This is a genomic window from Galbibacter sp. L-19 (genome assembly GCF_056857615.1).
The window spans coordinates 311,864-330,774 of the sequence record NZ_JBSXNL010000067.1; the positions used below are offsets into that span (position 1 = coordinate 311,864).

Below are 18,911 nucleotides of genomic sequence, written 5' to 3' on the forward strand. Positions count from 1 at the left end.
TTTAGTTGTTTGTTATCCAGGTATTAAGGGTGTTATTTTTAGTTTTTAAAATCACTTTATAGAAATCATTAATAGGGGCTTTTAGCGTTGTAGTAAACTTCTCTTCGGATAGATTTGCAGTTCCTAAAGAAGTATAATTATCGGTGCCACCAGTTTTAAAATTATTGGTGGTACTTATTAAGATTTCAACTTGAGTATTGTCATTAGAAATGTCTTTCCAGTTTACTGTTAGAGCATCATTTTTAATAGTAGCATTGAGATTTATTGCATCTACAGAATCTATAAGAGAAACACCATCCCATTCAGACTTAATATCGCTAGGAACTTCAACTGTTAAGAAACTAGTTAGGGTTGGTAAAATATCTACTATCCCTGGAGTCTGATTTTTAAAATAATCGTTGGTGTTTTTATAGTTTGTAGCAATCCAAGTACTACGTTCTCTGTCAGATTGCCCTCCATGATGCTTACCATCTTTAGCAGTTCTCCCATGGTCTGTAGTTATAATAAGAAGCCATTCTTCGTTATTATTAGCTTCTCTATAAGCTACAGCATCCATAATTTTACCAATTAACTCATCTTCAAAAGTAATGGCATCATAGAGTTGTTTGCTATCTCCAAAACCATGACCCATATCATCAGAAAACTCCAAATAAACCCATGATAAGTCTGGGGCATTTTCTTTTATGTAAGCTGCTGCCTTTGTAGCAACCTTTGTATCTATGTTTTTTATGAACTGGCGTTCTTTATCATGTGGGAAATTTATAGTGTCCAACTCAAAACCATCAAAAGCATAATCAACCTTAATATGTTGAGTTTCTTCTAAATCCTCCCCAATTAATTTTGTTCTATTATCTAACCAAGTAGAAAAGATGGCAGTTTTTTTGTTTGGATATCGGTTATCAAAAAGCCTATAAATAGTAGGGTAGTGGTAATTTGGTTTTTTAATACTATTTCCAAAAACATTGTGTTTGTTTACCCATGTACCAGTTAATAAACTATTGTAACCTACAGCAGAAATAGTTGGTGTTTCACTATAAGTTCCTTTTTTTCCACCAACATATGCTTCTGTAAAACTTCCTTTTTCTTTTAATTTATCGATGTTAGGAGTGGACGTTTTTTCTAGCATATCAGGTGCTATTCCATCTACAATGATAAAAACTGCTTTTTTGCTTTGTGCAGTTGTTAAATTTAGTATTGCAAAACACGCTATAAATGTGGTTGCAATTTTGTGTTTAATTTTCATTACCGATTAAGTTTTTTAGTTGGGATAAATTTATTTTATTGAATTATAAATTGAATGAACGTTCAATTAATAAAACTTTATTTTAATGTATATTTAGTGTTATTGAATTTTTGAGGAAATTTTTGCATTTTGTAAGTATTATATTTGTTGAAAATTAACTTTGTGGGAAGAAAAAATATGAGCGATCAACGTAGAAAAGAAATCATAAAATCTTTTTATAGCGTTGCAAAGAAAATAGGATTAGAAAATGCATCTATAGCCAAAGTAGGAGATGAAATGGGAATTAGTAACGGACTCATAATGCATTATTTTAAAACAAAAGATGATTTATTAATTGGCTTGAATGAATATATTTTGGAACGTCATTTAAATATGGTTAGCTCCAAAGAAAGTGGCGTAATAAATTCAAAAGAAGAGTTGCATAATTTTATAACAACCTTGTTTTCAAGGAAATGGAATCGTTATTTTGATGATGGCGTATTTTATAGCTGTTATGCCTTAGTTTATAGAAAGCCAGCATTTAATGCTAGTTTTAAGCGTTATTTAGAACTTCTTCATGAAGTTTTAAAAGATAAATTAATTGAGGCTCATACTAATGGAGTGATAAAAAATAATAATATTGATGAGGTTACAGAAGTAATATTTGCTTTGATTGATGGTGGATATTACTACTTAGGATTGTTTAATGAGAGTGAAGAGGCCTATAAAAAACAAGTTGATATTTATGTTTCTTACGCCGTAAATTTATTAGACTTTAATCCATCATAGAGGAGCTAATTCTCCAGAGCCTGTGCCGAGTTTACCGAAGGGCTCTACGTCGAAATGAATTAAATTTGTCTCCTTTGAATACCTTGTGAGCTTGCCCTAAGGTAGTTGATTCCGTCATTGTAAGATTTTTATCAGTGCGTAAATTCCTATTAATCCCCAGATAAAATTCACAGCCACATTTGGGTAATCAGATAAATAATAGCCGTTTATAACCAAGCATACAGCCCCTAGAATGTTAAGAAAATGATAAGTTTTATTTTCTGCTGAAAGCTTTTTAATGCTTAAAAGGAAATAGGCAATAACAAATAAAAATGCTCCAATCCAACCAATAATATTATGAAACTCCATTTAATAAATAGTTAGATTCTTTAATAAACTTTCCTTTTTTGTTCAGGCTTATAGCGCTGGTATTCATCCTATTTTTAGAGTCATTTGTAACGGTTTTCAGTAATAAAACTATCAATGCAGTCTCTAATCTTTTCTGGTAAAATCTCTTTAAACAACTTTTTAAGTTTTTGTAAAGCTTATTAATTTTTTTAAAGATTATGTTGTTATGCTGTCTGTAATTCATCAGAAATTATCAAAAATTATATGCAAAGATATCAAATAGATCAAGCAACAAGCTAACTTAGTAAATAGTTATGTATTCCTTAAGTTGGGGATGTTATATTATTATTGTTTATGGATAAATTTGAGGATATTAAAAGTCGAAATGGGATAGATTAGAAATATTTGTACATTGTATATTTTAATATAGGATTGCATTTTATGAAGCTTCATTATCTAGACAGAACGAATACACAATTCAATTCTTTTTCCGTCACCAGAAATAAGCATAAGCATTTTTTAAAAGTCTGGCATTACCACCCAGAGTTAGAGTTAGTTCTAGTTTTAAAGAGTACTGGAACACGGTTTGTAGGAGATAGCATTGAAAAATTCAATAAAGGAGATGTGGTGTTAATTGGCTCCAATCTTCCACATATGTGGATAAATGACGAAGCTTACTATCATGCGGAATCTATTTTACAGGCAGATGCAATTTCTATTCATTTTAAAAAAGACTTTTTAGGAGAAGATTTTATGTCAGCTAAAGAGTTAAGGCAAATTAATAACCTCATCCAAAAAGCACAATTAGGATTGGTATTTCACAATCTATCAAAAGAAACAATTCAGCTACTAAAGAGAATAGAAAAAGATAAAACAATAGTACCGTTTAAAAAATTACTGTTATTGCTGGATGTTTTAGATCGGTTAGCAACTCATAAAGAATATAGCGTATTGTCTAGCAAAGGGTTTTTAACTTCATTTAGTGAAGGAGATAATAAGAACTTGAAGGTAATTTATGAATATATATTTAAAAATTTTAATCAACCTATAAGCGCCATAGATGTGGCTACGGTAATTAATATGAATCCGTCTGCTTTTAGTAGGTTTTTTAAACGCATCCATCGTAAAAACTTCACCACCTATTTAAATGAAATCCGTATTGGGTATGCATGTAAACTTTTAATTGAAGGAAAACAAAAAGTAATCTCTATTTGCTACGATAGCGGATTTAATAATATCTCTAATTTTAATAGACAATTCAAAAAGATTAAGAAAATGACACCTACTGAATTTGTCCATTTGTATACATAATACAAGTATAGAGCAAAAAAAGTATCATAGTTTGTAATTTTTTAGGTGGAAATCAATAATCTTCTAAGGTAAATTTGAGAATATTAATTTTTCAAATAATGAAATGAGCCTTAACAATTTTAGGTATCTACCGAAATGTGGATTGGCGAATTACATCTGACCAACAAAAAATGAATAGCAACAAATGAAAAAAGATATTTCAATTATAGAAGTAGTAGTTAAAGATGTTAGATTTCCTACAAGTCGCTTTCTTGATGGCTCAGACGCAATGAATCCGGATCCCGACTATTCTGCCGCTTATGTAATTTTAAAGACAGATCGTTCTGAATTTGAAGGTCACGGACTTACATTTACTATTGGGCGTGGAAACGAGTTATGTACGGCGGCTATTGAGTCATTATCATATTTAATAAAGGGGAAAAAGTTATCAGACTTAACTTCCAATATGGGCGCTTTTTGGAAAATGATAACTGGCGATAGTCAACTCCGTTGGTTAGGACCTGAGAAAGGAGTTATTCATCTGGCAACTGGGGCAATTGTAAATGCTGTATGGGATTTGTATGCCAAGGTTGAAGGAAAACCTTTATGGAGACTTTTGTCGGACATGTCTCCAGAAGAACTGGTTTCTTGTATAGATTTTACCTATATAACAGATGTTATTACTCCAGATGAAGCGGTTAAATTTCTAAAATCAAAAGCTGAAGGAAAGCAAGAACGAATTGATTATTTGTTAAGCAATGGTTACCCAGCATATACTACTTCGGCTGGTTGGTTGGGATATTCTGACGAGAAAATGCGTCGCTTATGTAGAGAAGCCAAAGCGGAAGGTTTTAAACACATGAAAATAAAAGTAGGCTCTAATTTAGAAGACGATATTAGGCGAGCAGCTATTATTAGAGAAGAAATTGGCGATGACCTTAAACTAATGATGGATGCCAATCAAAAATGGGATGTTGATGAAGCAATAAAAAACATGGAAGCCTTAAAGCAATTTAATCCTTGGTGGATAGAAGAGCCTACAAGTCCAGATGATGTTTTAGGACATGCCAAGATTGCAGAAGCTGTTGCTCCTATAAAAGTAGCTACAGGAGAACATTGCCAGAATAGAGTTATATTTAAACAGCTAATGCAAGCAAATGCCATGCAAATATGCCAGATAGATAGCTGTAGAGTAGGTGGAGTTAATGAAAATTTAGCTATTATGCTCATGGCTGCTATATTTGAAATTCCTGTATGTCCGCATGCTGGAGGCGTTGGTTTGTGTGAGTATGTGCAGCATTTATCAATAGTTGATTACATAGCTATTAGCGGATCATTAGATAATAGAATTATTGAATATGTTGACCATTTGCACGAGCATTTTTACGACCCTGTAGTAATTAAAAACGGAGCCTATATGCCACCAAAAATGGCTGGATATAGTATTACAATGAAGGAAACTTCCATCAAAAAATATACTTTTCCAGATGGAGAAGTATGGAAAGAAATAATTTAAAGAATAAATATTTTAATAGGGATAAGTTTAATTTAATAAACATTAAAACAAATGAGAACATTTCAAACATTAATCGTTTTATTTATTTCCTTTTTTGCGATGGGGCAAGAAACCTATAGTCCTTCTAAAGAAAACATAGAAATGCGTGAATGGTTTCAGAATGCCAGATTTGGAATGTTTATTCATTGGGGGGTGTATAGTATTTTAGGAGATGGCGAATGGGTGATGAATAATCAAGATATTCCTGTAGAAAGATATGAGCTTTTACCAGATTTTTTTAATCCACAAGATTTCAATGCTGAAGAAATAGTAAGTCTGGCTAAAGAAGCTGGAATGAAATATATAACAATCACCACCAAGCATCATGATGGGTTTGCAATGTACAACTCTAAAATTTCCGATTATAATATAGTAAAAGCGACTCCCTATGGAAAAGATATTCTTAGGATGTTAGAACAAGAATGTAAAAAACAAGGGATTAAACTCTTTGCTTATTACTCACAATTAGATTGGCATCATAAAGATTATTATCCATTAGGATGGACAGGAAGAAAGACTGGAAGACCAGAATCGGGGAATTGGGAAACCTATTTAGAATATCAAGATGCTCAAATTAAAGAGCTAGCTGAAAATTATGATATTGCTGGTTTTTGGTTTGATGGATGGTGGGATCAGGCGCCAAATAAAAAGGATTGGCATGAAGCAGTAACATATAGAATAAAAGGAGAGGATTGGAACTTGGAAAAAACCTATAAAATGATTCATGATGTAAATTCCGCCTTACTTATTGGAAATAATCATCATGAAATGCCTTTTGAAGGAGAAGATTTCCAAATGTTTGAAAAAGACCTTCCAGGGAAGAATTCTACTGGATTTGGAGGAGCAGGAATTAGCACGTTACCATTGGAGACATGTGAAACTATAAATACTTCTTGGGGCTTTAATTTGCAAGATGATAAACATAAGTCGGTTAAAGAATTGATTCAGTATTTGGTAAAATCGGCAGGGAATAATGCTAATTTCTTACTAAACGTTGGTCCAATGCCTAATGGAAAAATCCAGAAAGAGCATATAGAACGGTTAAAAGCTATGGGGAAATGGCTTGAAGAAAATGGAGAGACCATTTACAAAACTCAAAAAGGAACAGTTTATATCGAAAATAAGGTCTCTTCTACTAAAAAAGGGAATAAATTATACCTACATCTACTTGATTTAGACTCAGAAAATATTCAAATTCCCAATTTTAATCAACAAATAAGGGATGTCGTTTTTTATCAGGATAAAACAGAAGCTTCGTATCAAGTAAGCAATAATTCTTTAACCTTGAATGTTCCTTCTGAGAAGCAAAATGATATTGATACAATTATAGAAATAACGTTAAAATAGATATGTCCATATTCAGTTTAAAAAATAAAACCGCAATAATAACAGGTGGAGGGAGCGGTATTGGAAAAGCAATTTCAGAAGTTTTTGCCCAAAATGGTGCTTTTGTATGTATTATTGACTTTAATGAGGAAAATGCTAAACAAACTTTAGATACTATTGTAGTAAAGGGAGGGAAAGGAATCTGGAAAAAATGTGATGTTTCCAATCAAAAGCAAGTACAATCTGTAATTAAAGAAATAGTTTCTAGTCATTCAATAGATATATTAATTAACAATGCTGGGGTGGCTCATGTAGGAAATATTGAAAATACTACCGAAGAAGATTTAGACCGTATTTACAATGTTAATGTTAAAGGGGTTTACAATTGTATGCATGCAATAATTCCGCATATTAAAAGTAGAGGAGGAGTTATAATTAACATGGCTTCTATTGCTTCTTCTGTTGGAATTTCTGACCGTTTTGCTTATTCCATGTCTAAGGGTGCTGTGCTTACTATGACCTATTCTGTGGCTAAAGATTATGTAGCAGAAAACATTCGTTGTAATTCTATTTCTCCTGCACGTGTACATACTCCTTTTGTAGATGGATTTATTGCAAAAAATTATCCGGGAAAAGAAGAGGAAATGTTTGAAAAATTATCTAAGACACAACCAATCGGAAGAATGGGGAGTCCAGAGGAAATTGCCAATTTAGCATTATACTTATGTAGTGATGAAGCTTCTTTTATTACTGGAACAGATTTCCCGATTGACGGCGGATTTATAAAATTAAATGGATAAATGAAGAGGATTCCTCATAAAATAGCATCTTATACCCTTAGAAGTTTCTTTTTAATAGGACTTGTTGCGTATGTTTCATGTAAAGATGAAAAACAAGAATTAAAAGAAATTAGGAATAATAACGAAAAAATCAATGTTGTTTATGTTTTAGCAGATGATTTGGGTTATGGGGATTTAAGTTGTTATAATCCTAATGGTAAAATACCTACCGAAAACCTGGATAAATTGGCTGCCGAAGGGATGAAATTTACCGATGCACATACTTCGTCATCGGTATGTACTCCAACTAGATATGGTATCCTTACAGGAAGATACAATTGGCGTAGCTCTTTAAAAAGTGGGGTGCTTACTGGAACTTCTAAAGCCTTGATTTCTTCAAAAAGAACTACTGTGGCTTCTTTACTTAAAAATGAAGGCTACCATACCGCATTTATTGGCAAATGGCATTTGGGATGGAATTGGGGAGAAAAAGAAAACGGTTTAGAGATAGGAGAAGGTTGGAGTCCTGATGATTATGAAGGAATTGACTTTAGTAAACCGATTACAAACTCTCCCAATAGTCTTGGTTTTACTTATGCTTATGGGCATTCTGGTTCTTTAGATATGGCTCCGTATGTGTATGTAGAAAATGAAAAAGTAACTGCTCAGCCCAATAGAGCAACTGTAGATACCTCTAAATATGGTTGGTGGAGAGAAGGACCAACTGGAGCCGATTTTATTCATGAAGAAGTAACGCCTAATTTTTTTAAAAAATCAATTGAATATATAAAAGCAAGATCAAAGGCTAAGCAACCATTTTTTTTATATTTAGCCTTGCCTTCGCCACACACCCCAATATTGCCGACCAAAGAATGGCAGGGAAAAAGTGCTTTAAATCCCTATGGCGACTTTGTAATGATGATAGATACTTACATGGGGCAACTTGTAAGCACTCTTAAAAATGCGGGTATAGAAAAAAACACACTTGTTATTTTTACTAGTGATAATGGTTGTTCTCCCCAAGCAGATTATGTGGAATTAGCATCAAAAGGACATAACCCAAGTTACCTATATCGAGGTCATAAAGCCGATATTTATGAAGGAGGGCATAGAGTGCCTTTTATTGTAAAATGGCCAGAAGTTATCAAACCAAACTCGGTGGCTACAAAAACTATTTGTACCACCGATTTGATGGCAACCCTTGCAGATATTTTGAATTTAGATTTAAAGGATAACGAAGGAGAAGATAGTTTTTCTATGCTCCCCCTTTTTAAATCTGAAAAGGCAAACGCTTATAAAAGAGAATTGACAGTTCACCATTCTATAAATGGCAGTTTTGCTATTAGAAAAGGAGAATGGAAATTAATTTTTTGCCCAGGGTCTGGAGGTTGGAGTGACCCTAAACCAAATGCTGAAGAAACAAAGGGGTTACCAAAATTTCAGTTATACAATCTTGAAAAAGATCCACAGGAAAAGAATAATGAAATAGCTAATTATCCAGAGATAGCTGAGGAGCTTCATATATTGATGAAACAAATTCTTGAAAATGGACGTAGTACTCCGGGAGAAAAACAAAAAAATGAACTCCCTATGGATGGCAGTCAATGGCAACAAATAAATGCAATTACGGGAACTTAGTAAATTACTTAACTAAAGGATTCGTCAAAGTAATGCCGCCAAGATAAGTTAGCGTGGTATGAGAAGGGAATTAAATTATTAAATGAATGTTATACGTAATAATGATAAATAATAAAAGAACACATGAAATTAATTAGATTTGGACAAGCAGGAAAAGAGAAACCAGGAGTACAACTAGAAAATGGAAAACGTATAGATATCACTGCTTTTGGTCAAGATTATAATGAAGATTTTTTTGGGAACGATGGAATCAAACGATTGCGTGAATGGCTTCTTCAAAATGAAGAAAAATGTCCTGAGATTTCTAATGAAGTTCGTTTAGGGTCACCTTTAGTACGTCCTTCAAAGCTAATTTGTGTCGGCCTTAATTATGCCAAACATGCTGAAGAAAGTGGAATGGATATTCCTAAAGAACCAGTTTTATTCTTTAAAGCTACTTCTGCTATTGTAGGACCAAACGATGATTTAATCATTCCAAAAAACAGTAAAAAAACCGATTGGGAAGTAGAATTAGCGTTTGTTATCGGAAAAAAAGCATCTTATGTTTCTGAGGAGGAAGCAATGAATCATATTGCAGGCTATGTTTTACATAACGATTATAGTGAACGGGAATTTCAAATAGAACGTTCTGGACAATGGGTAAAAGGAAAAAGCTGTGATACATTTGCTCCTTTAGGTCCTTTTATAGCTACTAAAGAAGAAATTAAAAATCCAAACAATTTAAAATTATGGCTTAAGCTAAATGGGGAAATAAAACAAAACAGTAACACTTCTGATTTTGTTTTTAATATTCCAATCTTGGTAAGTTACATTAGTCAGTTTATGACATTATTACCTGGAGATGTAATTTCTACAGGAACTCCTTTTGGAGTAGGAATGGGATTAAAACCACAGCGTTATTTACAGCCAGGAGATGTAGTTGAGTTGGGAATTGAAGGTCTAGGAGTTTCAAAACAAGTAGCAAAGGCATACCAAAAAGAATAATGAATGTACATTGATAGTCATCAACATTTTTGGAAGTATAATCCAGATAGAGATAGTTGGATAGTAGATGATATGAAGTGCATCCGAAGGGATTTTATGCCTTCCGATTTAAAGCCTGTTTTAGAAAATAATGGAATGGATGGCTGTGTAGCTATACAAGCAGACCAGTCTGAAGAGGAAACAATTTTTTTATTAAAACTTGCAGCGCAAAATTACTTTATAAAAGGGGTTGTTGGCTGGGTAGACATGCAAAAGCATAATGTGGAAGAAAGATTATTAAATTTTTCAAAATATAAAAAATTTAAAGGAGTTCGACATATTCTGCAAGCAGAACCTGATGGTTTTATGTTGAAAGAAGAATTTCAGCGAGGAATAAAAGCTTTGTCTAAATTAGGGTTGACATACGATTTATTGATTAAACCACATCAATTAAATGAAGCTATTATGTTGACTACTAATTTTCCATATCAAAAATTTGTATTGGATCATATAGCAAAGCCTGCTATTTCTAATGGAATTGATGAGAATTGGGAAAATCAGATCAAAGAATTATCAAAAAATAAGAATGTTTTTTGCAAAGTTTCTGGCTTAGTAACAGAAACAGATGGCTTTAAACCGGAACCAGATAATTTTAAAGTCTTTTTAGAGGTGGTAACTTCTGCATTTGGAACAGAAAGACTTCTATTTGGTTCTGATTGGCCAGTGTGCTTGGTTGCGGCATCGTATAATGAAGTATTAAAAATTATAACCAATTATTATGATAAACAGCAACTAAAAATGATACTAGGAGGGAATGCCATAAGATTTTATAAAATATAATTAATTTATAAGAAGTAGGAAAAGTGATAAGTTTTGAACAACGAAGAAGTTTTACAGAAATAAGAACTTTAAAGGATTGAAAAGATGGATTTAGAACTAAAGGATAAAATTATTATAGTAACAGGCGGCGATAAGGGAATTGGCTTAGGAATTTGCAAGGTTTTAGCTAAAGAAGGGGCGTTTCCAATTATTGTTGGACGTACGGAAAAAGATGTTTTAAAATCAGTTCAAGAAATTAAAGATAATGGAGGGAAAGTTGATTATGCTTTAGCAGAATTAACCAATCCTGATGCCTGTAAAAAAGCTGTTTCTTATGTAATCAAAACTTATGGAGCTATACATGGATTAGTAAATAATGCTGGTGTTAATGATGGAGTATCACTTGAAAATGGCGATTATGAGAGTTTTTTAAATTCTATTAATAAAAGTCTAACACATTATTATATGATGGCGCACTATTGTTTGCCAGAACTCAAAAAAAACCAAGGAGCAATTGTAAATATAAGCTCTAAAGTAGCGTTAACAGGGCAAGGAGGAACATCTGGATATGCGGCTTCTAATGGGGGGAGAAATGCTTTAACACGAGAGTGGGCGGTAGAATTATTACCCTATAGAATTAGAGTGAATGCTATTATTGTTGCTGAAAGTTATACTCCTTTATATAAAAAATGGCTCAATTCATTACCAAATCCCAAAGAGAAACTAAAAGAAATTACTAATAATATTCCTCTAGAAAATCGGATGACAACCCCTGAGGAAATTGCAAACACAGCAGTTTTTTTACTTTCTTCTAAATCAAGTCATACTACAGGACAACTTTTATATGTTGATGGCGGATATACACACTTGGATCGTGCAATAAAGCCTTCAATCTTATGAAATCAAATTTATTAAGATGATATTTTAACCAATAAAAGCCATAAACATAAATTAATGAAAGCAGATAAAACACCCGTGGTAAGTAAAAAGTTTTTACTGCCTTTTATTTTAATAACCTCCCTTTTTGCTTTGTGGGGATTTGCAAACTCGGTAACAGACCCTATGGTTCAAGCTTTTAAAAAAGTTTTAGAACTGTCTAATTCGCAAGCCGCTGGAGTACAAATGGCATTTTATGGAGGCTATTTTTGTATGGCATTGCCAGCTGCATTATTTGTAAGAAAGTATTCGTATAAAACGGGAGTCTTAATTGGTTTAGGTTTATATGCTGTGGGGGCGCTAATGTTTTATCCAGCCGCAACTACAGAAAAATTTTGGTTTTTTTGTTTGGGTTTATACATACTCACTTTTGGATTGGCTTTTTTAGAAACTACTGCCAATCCATATATTTTGGCAATGGGAAGTAAAGAAACTGCTACTAGACGGTTAAACCTAGCACAAGTATTTAATCCAGTAGGCTTATTGCTCGGACTTTTAGTAGCGCAACAATTTGTATTGAAAAAGTTAGAGTCGGATGATTTGGAAAATTTCAATTCGCTGGCAGAAGCAAAAAAAGCCTTCATTAGAACCTCCGATTTAATGGTCATTAGAAATCCGTATGTGGTACTTGGGTTTACTATTTTAATTGTCTTTTTTATTATTCTTGTCAGTAAAATGCCTCAAGCTAAAGGAGAAGGGAAAATACCTAGTATTGGAGATACTTTTAGGAAACTTTTCGAAAATAAAAAATATGTATTGGGTGTAATAGCTCAAATGTTTTACGTAGGAGCCCAAATTATGTGTTGGACTTATATTTATCAATATGCTGAAGCTATCGGAATGAAAAGTGAAGTAGCAGCCAATTATCAATTTGTAGCTTTTGCACTTTTTCTTGGTGGTAGAGCTGTTGGAACATGGATGCTAAAGTATATAACCCCTTCTAAATTGTTGATGTATTTTGGAGTACTAGCCGTTTTTTGCACGCTGGGAACAATTTTTAGCAGAGGGGAATTTGGATTGATGTCCTTGGTGGGCGTTTCATTTTGTATGTCTGTAATGTTTCCTACTATTTACGGAATTGCTTTGGATGGATTATCGGAAGATGAATCCAAAATAGGAGCTGCAGGTTTGGTTATGGCTATTGTAGGAGGTGCTTTGATGCCTGCATTTCAAGGAATGGTAATAGATATTGGAGGGAACGCCGTAAACGATATTCAAATTATGGGCTTTCCTGAAGTAAATATCTCTTTTATACTGCCATTAGTGTGCTTTGTTTATATTATTAGTTATGGTTTCTGGATAACTAAACAGGGAGTTTATGAAGTTAATGGTTGATAGTTAATAGTTAATGGTTGATAGTTGATAGTTGATAGTTGAAAGGTTGAAAGGTTGAAAATTATGAAAGAATAGGGGGAAACGGATTGATATTGGAAGAAAAATCTGTTATGCTTTCTCTTAAATTTAAAGAGTAATTAGTAAGTGGAATATGAAAAAATATGCATTCGCGCTAGACTTGAAAGATGATTCTGAGGAAATTCAAGAATACATTCAACATCATCAAAACGTATGGCCTGAGGTTTTACAATCCATAAAAGAATCTGGAGTAAAAAATATGGAAATATTTCATGTTGGAAATCGTCTTTTTATGTTAGTAAGCGTATCTAATGATTTTTCAATTGAAAAAGATACAATCGGAAATCCAGAAAACCCAATAGAGCAAAAATGGGAAGAATTAATGTGGAATTATCAGCAAAAATTACCTTTCGCCAAGCCAGGAGAAAAATGGGTATTAATGGATAAGATTTTCGAACTTTAATTCTTCAGAATTAGTCAGCCTACTCAATAAACTTTCTTTTCTGTTCAGGTGTTGGAAGCGGGCATTCATCTTTCTTTCCGAACCATTTATAGCGATTTTTAGCAATGAAACCATAAATAGAGTCTCGAATGTTTTCTGGAAGAATGTAATTAAAAGCACTAATTAAGCTCCAAAGCCCTCCCAATTCCTTTGCAATTTCTATGGCTGCAGAAGACCTTGTGTAATATGCTACATTTGGATCTATTAGTACAATAGAATCTGTTTCTTGCGGATTGATATTTCTTTCTGCTAAAAGCTTTTTTCCTAAATCGCTTTGTAAAGAGGCAAACCTAAAAACGTCTTTTGAGTCTCTCTTTATAACAAACTGCACACTGCGGTTGCATAAATTGCATACTCCGTCAAATAAAATTATTTTTTTTCCGCTTTCTAGTTCCATTGTTTCCGTTTTCCTCAATAATTGAGATTTGAATCTTCCGATTTTTGTATTGATTTTTTATTGTCCTATTCAATATCTTAAGTACACTTTCTGAAGTGTTTATAACAAAGATACTATTCTGAATAATGCAATTAGGAAACTTCGTATAATTCAATAGGTAAATTATCGGGGTCGTAAAAAAAAGTAAATCGCTTTCCAGTAAATTCATCCACTCTTACCGCTTCGGTTGTAATTTTATGTTGATGTAATTTCTTAATGGAAATGTCTATATTTTCAACTTGGAAAGCTAAATGCCGAAGTCCTGTAGCTTCTGGTCTAGAAACCCTATTTGGTGGGTTAGGGAAGGAGAATAATTCTATTATGTAACTTCCATTTAGTGCTAAATCCAATTTGTAAGAATTACGTTCTTTTCTATATACTTCTTGTAGAATAGTTAAACCTAAAACTTCGGTATAAAAATGCTTAGAGACTTTGTAATCAGAACAAATAATAGCGATATGATGAATTTTACTTAGCATAATTTATCCGATAATTGTTTCCTTTTTAAATTCGCTCTTTCAACCAATTTAGTAATGAATAGAAGTTTTGTGGAGCAACACCATGACCTACAGGGAATTCTTCATATATATGTTTAATTTGTAAGGTCTCTAAAAAAGGAGCTGTTTTACGTGCCCAGTCTACAGGAATTACTTGGTCTACACTTCCGTGGGAGCAATAAAAACTTATATTGGTATAATCTTTATCTTTATAATCTTCAGTAATAATACTTTGGTTTACATAACCACTCAAAGCAATTATATTTTTCACTTTTTCTGGGTAAGACAAGGCAACGGCATAACTTAAAATAGCTCCTTGACTAAAGCCTAATAATGTAACATTAGTAGCATCCAATTTATAGGCATTACAAGCCTCATCAATAAAATTTGCTATTAATTCTCTTGATTGAATTGCTTGTGCATCATCGCTCCATTTTCCATCTTCGGCATCAAAATGAATAGCGTACCAAGCATGACCATAAGGCATTAAATCCTGTGGAGCCCTTACAGAAATTATAAAAAGTTCGTCGGGTAATTCTGAAGCAAAAGAAAATAAATCTTCCTCATTGCTCCCATAACCATGGAACATAAATAACACTGGAGAATTTTCACTTTGCGCTTTAGGAGCTCTTATTATATGATGTAATGAAAGTGTTTGTGTTTGCAAATTGCGAATTTTAATTATTTAATAAATGTAAACCACTGTTGGAAATACTTTCCTATTACTGGAACTTCAGAATATTTTTCTTGAAGCATTCCTATAAAAGCGTAAATCCATAGAATAGAAATACAAAGATAGAAAGCAGAAGAAATCATCCAGGAATTAAAATAGCTTATTACATATCCAATTGAAATAAACATAAGGCTTAAACCAAAACCTTGACGGATATGAAAGCGTGCAAAAGGATTTTGCTTTTCTAAATTTAGAAAAATGGCAATTATAGCACCAACTAACATTAAATACCCAATAATAGCTGCTGTTTTGCCTTCGCGTTCTGGTTTGATTTCCATTCTATTTTGATTTATATATAAGGTTATTTAACTAATAATTGATTATTAGCTAGTATTCCATAAACTTTTCCTTTTAAATTTTCGCCTAAAAATGCACTGTTTTTAGAAGTAGAAAGGATATGGTTATTCTCAAAGGTATAGGTTTCATCAGGATTAAAAAGTGTCAGATTTGCATTACTTCCTACTTTTATTTTTTCAGAAGGAATCCCAAATCTCAATTTCCCACTTGTTAAAAGTTCAATTGCCTTTTCTGTAGAAACTACTGTTTGTAAGGCTCCAAAAGCACTTTCTAAACCTATAGTACCATAAGCGGCATGGTCAAATTCTACCTTTTTCAACTCTGTATCTAACGGGTTATGGTCTGAGGTTACAAAGTCGATTATTCCTTCTTTTAAGGCTTTAATTAAGACTTCTGTGTCTTTTTGAGTACGTAATGGAGGTAATACTTTATAATTTGTGTCAAACTCGATTAATGCATCATCGGTTAGGATTAAATTATGTATGGCAACACTGCATGTAACATCCAATCCTTTAGCTTTAGCGTCTTTTATAAGGCTAACCGATTTAGCAGTGGAAATAGTAGGGATGTGTAGTTTTCCGCCCGAGTATTCTAATATAAATAAGTCGCGTGCTATTTGTAATTCTTCTGCTAAAGCTGGTATTCCTTTTAGTCCTAGTTTTGTACCATTTGCCTCTTCATTAACGATTCCTTTTCCTGCAATTTTATTTTCCTGCGGAAAGGAGAGTACTAGTCCGTTAAAATTTTGAGTGTATTGTAAAGCAATTTTAAGTAAGTTAGGATTGCTAATAGGTTGTTGATAATCGCCAAAAGCTACTGCTCCTGCATTTTTCATATCAAAAAGCTCTGCCAAATCCACACTTTCACTCTTTATTGTTAGCGCTCCTATAGGATATAAATTGGTTGCATTTCCAGATGCTTTTGCTTTTAAAAATCCTATATCGGCATTGGTGTCTGCAATTGGATATGCATTTGGATTAACCGCAATTCCAGTAAAACCACTTAAACCAGCCGTTTTTAGTCCGTTTTCAATAGTTTCTCGTTCTTCATGTCCAGGCTCACCAAGACTCACACTGCTATCAAACCAACCTTCAGAAACATGAAGATTATCATAAGATATAACTTTTGTGTCCTTATCAGTAGCAATGGAGTTATCAATTTTAGAGATAATTCCATCCTTAATAAGAATGTCTTTTATTTGCTGATGATATTCGCTGTTTGGAGCTATTATTTTAGCCGACTTTAGAAGGATATTCATTTAAAATATTTTAGAATGAGCAGTTCGATACATAAAAATACCAATGCAAAAATAACAAACCATTTCCAAAGCTCATCGACATTGTTTTCACTTTTTATATTTTTAAATGCGTCTGGAATATTAGAAAAGGTATTTTTAGGAGTAATTGTATTGATATCTAGATAATTCAGTTCGCTTTCTTTTCTACTGAAATTAAAGCTTACGTCCATAAACTCCTCTTTATTTTTTGTAATGGTGTACACGCCCGCTTCTTTAGGTAAATTGGTAGTAGTAATGCTAATATGATTACTGTAAGTTTGTTGCAGCGGTATAAATGAGGTATTTTTATTTTCTATAGTTAGAATTTCGTCGGAGGTAAGTTTTGCCTTTACATCAAAAGTGATATTCTTTCCAATTGTATAATATAGATTTGGAAGGGCTAAACTTTGCTTTGCTATATTATAAAGAGTAGGTACAATGAGCGGGGAATTTTGAAAATTTCCTACCTCCTTATTTAATGGAGAAGTAAAAATATAAATCCCATTATTTTCGGCTAAAAAAGGAGTGTTATCTGTATAGGAAATTACATTTTCATTAGTTCTTAACAAGCTATAAGAGATTTTGGTTTTTGGATATTGAAAATTGGTGACTTTAGCATCAAAAACATTTTTAAATAAAGGATGGTCAAATGCAATGGTGGTAATTTGTTTTTCTTTTTTATTTAAAGAAACTATAGATGTGTTTGATATGTTTTTAAACAACTGATTATAAGTATTTAAATCTGTTTCTACTGAAGGGATTATTAAAATACTAGCCCCTTGTTTTTTAACTTCTAAAAGAGTTGTTATTAACGAGTTTGGAATAACTTTTAACTCATTTAAAACAATTAAATTTTGTTGCTGAATACTATTGTAATCTATAGCATTTGTAGGAGTGTTGGTGTAGTTAAATTCATCTTCTGTAAAGATTTTTTTCAAAAAATTGTCATCAGCATTATTAATAGCTAATACATTTATATTGTCATTTTTATTTATGGAAAAGTATAAGCTATTATCATATTGTAAACCATTATCTTCAATACTAATTTTCCCTTTTAGATTTCCTGACGGAACAGAAAGAATGGCGGTTCCAAGGTTGTTTTCAAAGGTAACGGCAGTTTTAGCTATTAATTTATCACCATCATACAAGGCTATAGGAAGATTATCTACTGGATAGTTTTTTGAAACCTGTACTTTCAATTCGTAGGTTGACAATTCTTTCTTGTCAATATAAACGCTATCTATTGCTATATTGTTTTTTTCTGAAGGTTGTAGCTGAACAAAATATAGAGTTTCATCTTCTTTAGAATCAATTTTAAAAGGCTCACGCTGTTGAAAATCAGATAAAAGGATAAAGTCTTTAATAGTATTTTTATCAGAAAATAATTGATTTCCTTTTAGAAAAACTTCATTGAGTTCTAATTGAGTGGAAGAATAAGAATCGGTTAAAAGCTCATTTTTAATAGCTGTAATTTTTACATCTTTATAACTATCAGTATTAGTAAATAAAGAAAACACTTCTGTTTCTGGAATGTTTTTAATTAACTGATTAATAGATTCTTGAAGTAAGGTACCATGACTTCCTTTTAATTCCATGCTGTAAGAATTGTCTAGGTAAATTACAGTTTCTTTTGCGGTAGTCTTAATATTTCTATTAGCAAAGTAAGGTTCTGTAAAGGCTATAATTACTGAAGCTAAAGCTAATAATCTAGTTAATAAAACAAGCCACTTTTTTAGTTGTGAACTTTTACGGGTTTGTAAATTTAATTGTTTTAAAAAAGCAACGTTGGTAAATGCTTCTTTTTGGAATTTACGGAGTTGGAATAAGTGAATAATAATAGGAATGATAAGTAGAAAAAGAGCCCAAAGAATTTCTGGATGTTTAAACTGCATTCCTTTTAGTTATAATTTCAAATCAAAGATACAATTAAAGAAGTATTCTTGAAACCCTCATGGATGGATTTATTATAGACAAAGTAATTGCCTCTATAAAAGGAAATAAACAAGGCGAAAGTTTTAAAAGGTAATGATTCTTTAGTTTACTTTATAAGTAATTGTAAATTAGATTTTTATCTTGTATTTTTTCATCTGAAACAAAAAAGTAATCTTTTTAAAAAGAAACGAGAGGTCTAAAAAATAATTTGTAGTTGTCAAACTGAGCTTGTCGAAGTTTT

The 18,911-nt window shown here is 32.4% G+C and carries 19 protein-coding genes; 11 read left to right on the forward strand and 8 right to left on the reverse strand.

Going from position 1 to position 18,911, the window contains the following annotated elements; all coding sequences use genetic code 11:
* Position 1: 1 nt before the first annotated feature.
* The gene (locus AC13CQ_RS14690; protein ID WP_474506597.1) at positions 2-1,243 is read right to left on the reverse strand and encodes an alkaline phosphatase family protein; all 1,242 of its coding nucleotides are present in this window, start codon (positions 1,241-1,243) and stop codon (positions 2-4) included.
* Between the two features lie 162 nt (positions 1,244-1,405).
* Here AC13CQ_RS14690 and AC13CQ_RS14695 point away from each other — a divergent pair, with 162 nt between their 5' ends.
* On the forward strand, positions 1,406-2,011 hold the full coding sequence (locus AC13CQ_RS14695) for a TetR family transcriptional regulator (protein ID WP_008614649.1): 606 nt from the start codon (positions 1,406-1,408) through the stop codon (positions 2,009-2,011).
* A 114-nt stretch (positions 2,012-2,125) separates the two neighbouring features.
* Here AC13CQ_RS14695 and AC13CQ_RS14700 read toward each other — a convergent pair whose 3' ends face one another.
* On the reverse strand, positions 2,126-2,359 hold the full coding sequence (locus AC13CQ_RS14700) for a CBU_0592 family membrane protein (RefSeq protein ID WP_008614650.1): 234 nt from the start codon (positions 2,357-2,359) through the stop codon (positions 2,126-2,128).
* Between the two features lie 420 nt (positions 2,360-2,779).
* On the opposite strand from AC13CQ_RS14700, the gene AC13CQ_RS14705 reads away from it, so the two are divergent.
* The 10 genes from AC13CQ_RS14705 to AC13CQ_RS14750 all read left to right on the forward strand — a co-directional run bounded on the left by AC13CQ_RS14705 (position 2,780) and on the right by AC13CQ_RS14750 (position 13,460).
* Positions 2,780-3,649, forward strand: coding sequence for an AraC family transcriptional regulator (locus AC13CQ_RS14705; protein WP_474506596.1), 870 nt, complete (start codon positions 2,780-2,782; stop codon positions 3,647-3,649).
* Between the two features lie 184 nt (positions 3,650-3,833).
* The gene (locus tag AC13CQ_RS14710) at positions 3,834-5,144 is read left to right on the forward strand and encodes an L-fuconate dehydratase (protein ID WP_482882958.1); all 1,311 of its coding nucleotides are present in this window, start codon (positions 3,834-3,836) and stop codon (positions 5,142-5,144) included.
* A gap of 51 nt (positions 5,145-5,195) precedes the next feature.
* Positions 5,196-6,530 (forward strand): alpha-L-fucosidase, encoded by a 1,335-nt coding sequence (locus tag AC13CQ_RS14715; protein WP_474507372.1) that lies wholly within the window; start codon positions 5,196-5,198, stop codon positions 6,528-6,530.
* A gap of 2 nt (positions 6,531-6,532) precedes the next feature.
* A complete protein-coding gene (locus AC13CQ_RS14720; protein ID WP_474507373.1) occupies positions 6,533-7,309 on the forward strand; it encodes an SDR family NAD(P)-dependent oxidoreductase in 777 nt (258 codons plus the stop codon).
* Entirely contained in the window at positions 7,310-8,926 is a 1,617-nt protein-coding gene (locus AC13CQ_RS14725) for a sulfatase family protein (protein WP_482882959.1), read from the forward strand. It abuts the gene before it with no gap.
* Positions 8,927-9,049: 123 nt separating this feature from the next.
* Positions 9,050-9,910 (forward strand): fumarylacetoacetate hydrolase family protein, encoded by an 861-nt coding sequence (locus AC13CQ_RS14730; protein WP_474507375.1) that lies wholly within the window; start codon positions 9,050-9,052, stop codon positions 9,908-9,910.
* 3 nt (positions 9,911-9,913) lie between these two features.
* Positions 9,914-10,729 (forward strand): amidohydrolase family protein, encoded by an 816-nt coding sequence (locus AC13CQ_RS14735; protein WP_474507773.1) that lies wholly within the window; start codon positions 9,914-9,916, stop codon positions 10,727-10,729.
* A gap of 84 nt (positions 10,730-10,813) precedes the next feature.
* Entirely contained in the window at positions 10,814-11,608 is a 795-nt protein-coding gene (locus AC13CQ_RS14740) for an L-fucose dehydrogenase (protein ID WP_008614658.1), read from the forward strand.
* Positions 11,609-11,662: 54 nt separating this feature from the next.
* Entirely contained in the window at positions 11,663-12,979 is a 1,317-nt protein-coding gene (gene fucP, locus AC13CQ_RS14745) for an L-fucose:H+ symporter permease (protein WP_474507376.1), read from the forward strand.
* A gap of 151 nt (positions 12,980-13,130) precedes the next feature.
* Complete coding sequence (locus tag AC13CQ_RS14750; protein ID WP_474507377.1) at positions 13,131-13,460, forward strand: L-rhamnose mutarotase; 330 nt, start codon at positions 13,131-13,133, stop codon at positions 13,458-13,460.
* 19 nt (positions 13,461-13,479) lie between these two features.
* Here the strand turns inward: AC13CQ_RS14750 and AC13CQ_RS14755 are convergent, their stop codons facing one another.
* The 6 genes from AC13CQ_RS14755 to AC13CQ_RS14780 all read right to left on the reverse strand — a co-directional run bounded on the left by AC13CQ_RS14755 (position 13,480) and on the right by AC13CQ_RS14780 (position 18,630).
* Entirely contained in the window at positions 13,480-13,896 is a 417-nt protein-coding gene (locus AC13CQ_RS14755) for a thiol-disulfide oxidoreductase DCC family protein (protein ID WP_474507378.1), read from the reverse strand.
* A gap of 131 nt (positions 13,897-14,027) precedes the next feature.
* Entirely contained in the window at positions 14,028-14,414 is a 387-nt protein-coding gene (gene gloA2, locus AC13CQ_RS14760) for an SMU1112c/YaeR family gloxylase I-like metalloprotein (RefSeq protein ID WP_474507379.1), read from the reverse strand.
* Positions 14,415-14,439: 25 nt separating this feature from the next.
* Entirely contained in the window at positions 14,440-15,099 is a 660-nt protein-coding gene (locus AC13CQ_RS14765; protein WP_474507380.1) for an alpha/beta hydrolase, read from the reverse strand.
* A 14-nt stretch (positions 15,100-15,113) separates the two neighbouring features.
* Positions 15,114-15,443 (reverse strand): membrane protein, encoded by a 330-nt coding sequence (locus tag AC13CQ_RS14770; protein ID WP_008614665.1) that lies wholly within the window; start codon positions 15,441-15,443, stop codon positions 15,114-15,116.
* 23 nt (positions 15,444-15,466) lie between these two features.
* On the reverse strand, positions 15,467-16,720 hold the full coding sequence (locus AC13CQ_RS14775) for a dihydroorotase (protein WP_474507381.1): 1,254 nt from the start codon (positions 16,718-16,720) through the stop codon (positions 15,467-15,469).
* On the reverse strand, positions 16,717-18,630 hold the full coding sequence (locus AC13CQ_RS14780; protein ID WP_474507382.1) for a BatA domain-containing protein: 1,914 nt from the start codon (positions 18,628-18,630) through the stop codon (positions 16,717-16,719). Before AC13CQ_RS14780 ends, AC13CQ_RS14775 begins: the two co-directional genes overlap by 4 nt.
* Between the last annotated feature and the right edge of the window lie 281 nt (positions 18,631-18,911).

Coding starts and splice junctions, on each gene's coding strand:
- AC13CQ_RS14690 (WP_474506597.1), bottom strand. CDS start 1,243: ATGAAAATTAAACACAAAATTGCAACCACATTTATAGCGTGTTTTGCA.
- AC13CQ_RS14700 (WP_008614650.1), bottom strand. CDS start 2,359: ATGGAGTTTCATAATATTATTGGTTGGATTGGAGCATTTTTATTTGTT.
- AC13CQ_RS14705 (WP_474506596.1), top strand. CDS start 2,780: ATGAAGCTTCATTATCTAGACAGAACGAATACACAATTCAATTCTTTT.
- AC13CQ_RS14710 (WP_482882958.1), top strand. CDS start 3,834: ATGAAAAAAGATATTTCAATTATAGAAGTAGTAGTTAAAGATGTTAGA.
- AC13CQ_RS14715 (WP_474507372.1), top strand. CDS start 5,196: ATGAGAACATTTCAAACATTAATCGTTTTATTTATTTCCTTTTTTGCG.
- AC13CQ_RS14720 (WP_474507373.1), top strand. CDS start 6,533: ATGTCCATATTCAGTTTAAAAAATAAAACCGCAATAATAACAGGTGGA.
- AC13CQ_RS14725 (WP_482882959.1), top strand. CDS start 7,310: ATGAAGAGGATTCCTCATAAAATAGCATCTTATACCCTTAGAAGTTTC.
- AC13CQ_RS14730 (WP_474507375.1), top strand. CDS start 9,050: ATGAAATTAATTAGATTTGGACAAGCAGGAAAAGAGAAACCAGGAGTA.
- AC13CQ_RS14735 (WP_474507773.1), top strand. CDS start 9,914: ATGTACATTGATAGTCATCAACATTTTTGGAAGTATAATCCAGATAGA.
- AC13CQ_RS14740 (WP_008614658.1), top strand. CDS start 10,814: ATGGATTTAGAACTAAAGGATAAAATTATTATAGTAACAGGCGGCGAT.
- fucP (WP_474507376.1), top strand. CDS start 11,663: ATGAAAGCAGATAAAACACCCGTGGTAAGTAAAAAGTTTTTACTGCCT.
- AC13CQ_RS14750 (WP_474507377.1), top strand. CDS start 13,131: ATGAAAAAATATGCATTCGCGCTAGACTTGAAAGATGATTCTGAGGAA.
- AC13CQ_RS14755 (WP_474507378.1), bottom strand. CDS start 13,896: ATGGAACTAGAAAGCGGAAAAAAAATAATTTTATTTGACGGAGTATGC.
- gloA2 (WP_474507379.1), bottom strand. CDS start 14,414: ATGCTAAGTAAAATTCATCATATCGCTATTATTTGTTCTGATTACAAA.
- AC13CQ_RS14770 (WP_008614665.1), bottom strand. CDS start 15,443: ATGGAAATCAAACCAGAACGCGAAGGCAAAACAGCAGCTATTATTGGG.
- AC13CQ_RS14775 (WP_474507381.1), bottom strand. CDS start 16,720: ATGAATATCCTTCTAAAGTCGGCTAAAATAATAGCTCCAAACAGCGAA.
- AC13CQ_RS14780 (WP_474507382.1), bottom strand. CDS start 18,630: ATGCAGTTTAAACATCCAGAAATTCTTTGGGCTCTTTTTCTACTTATC.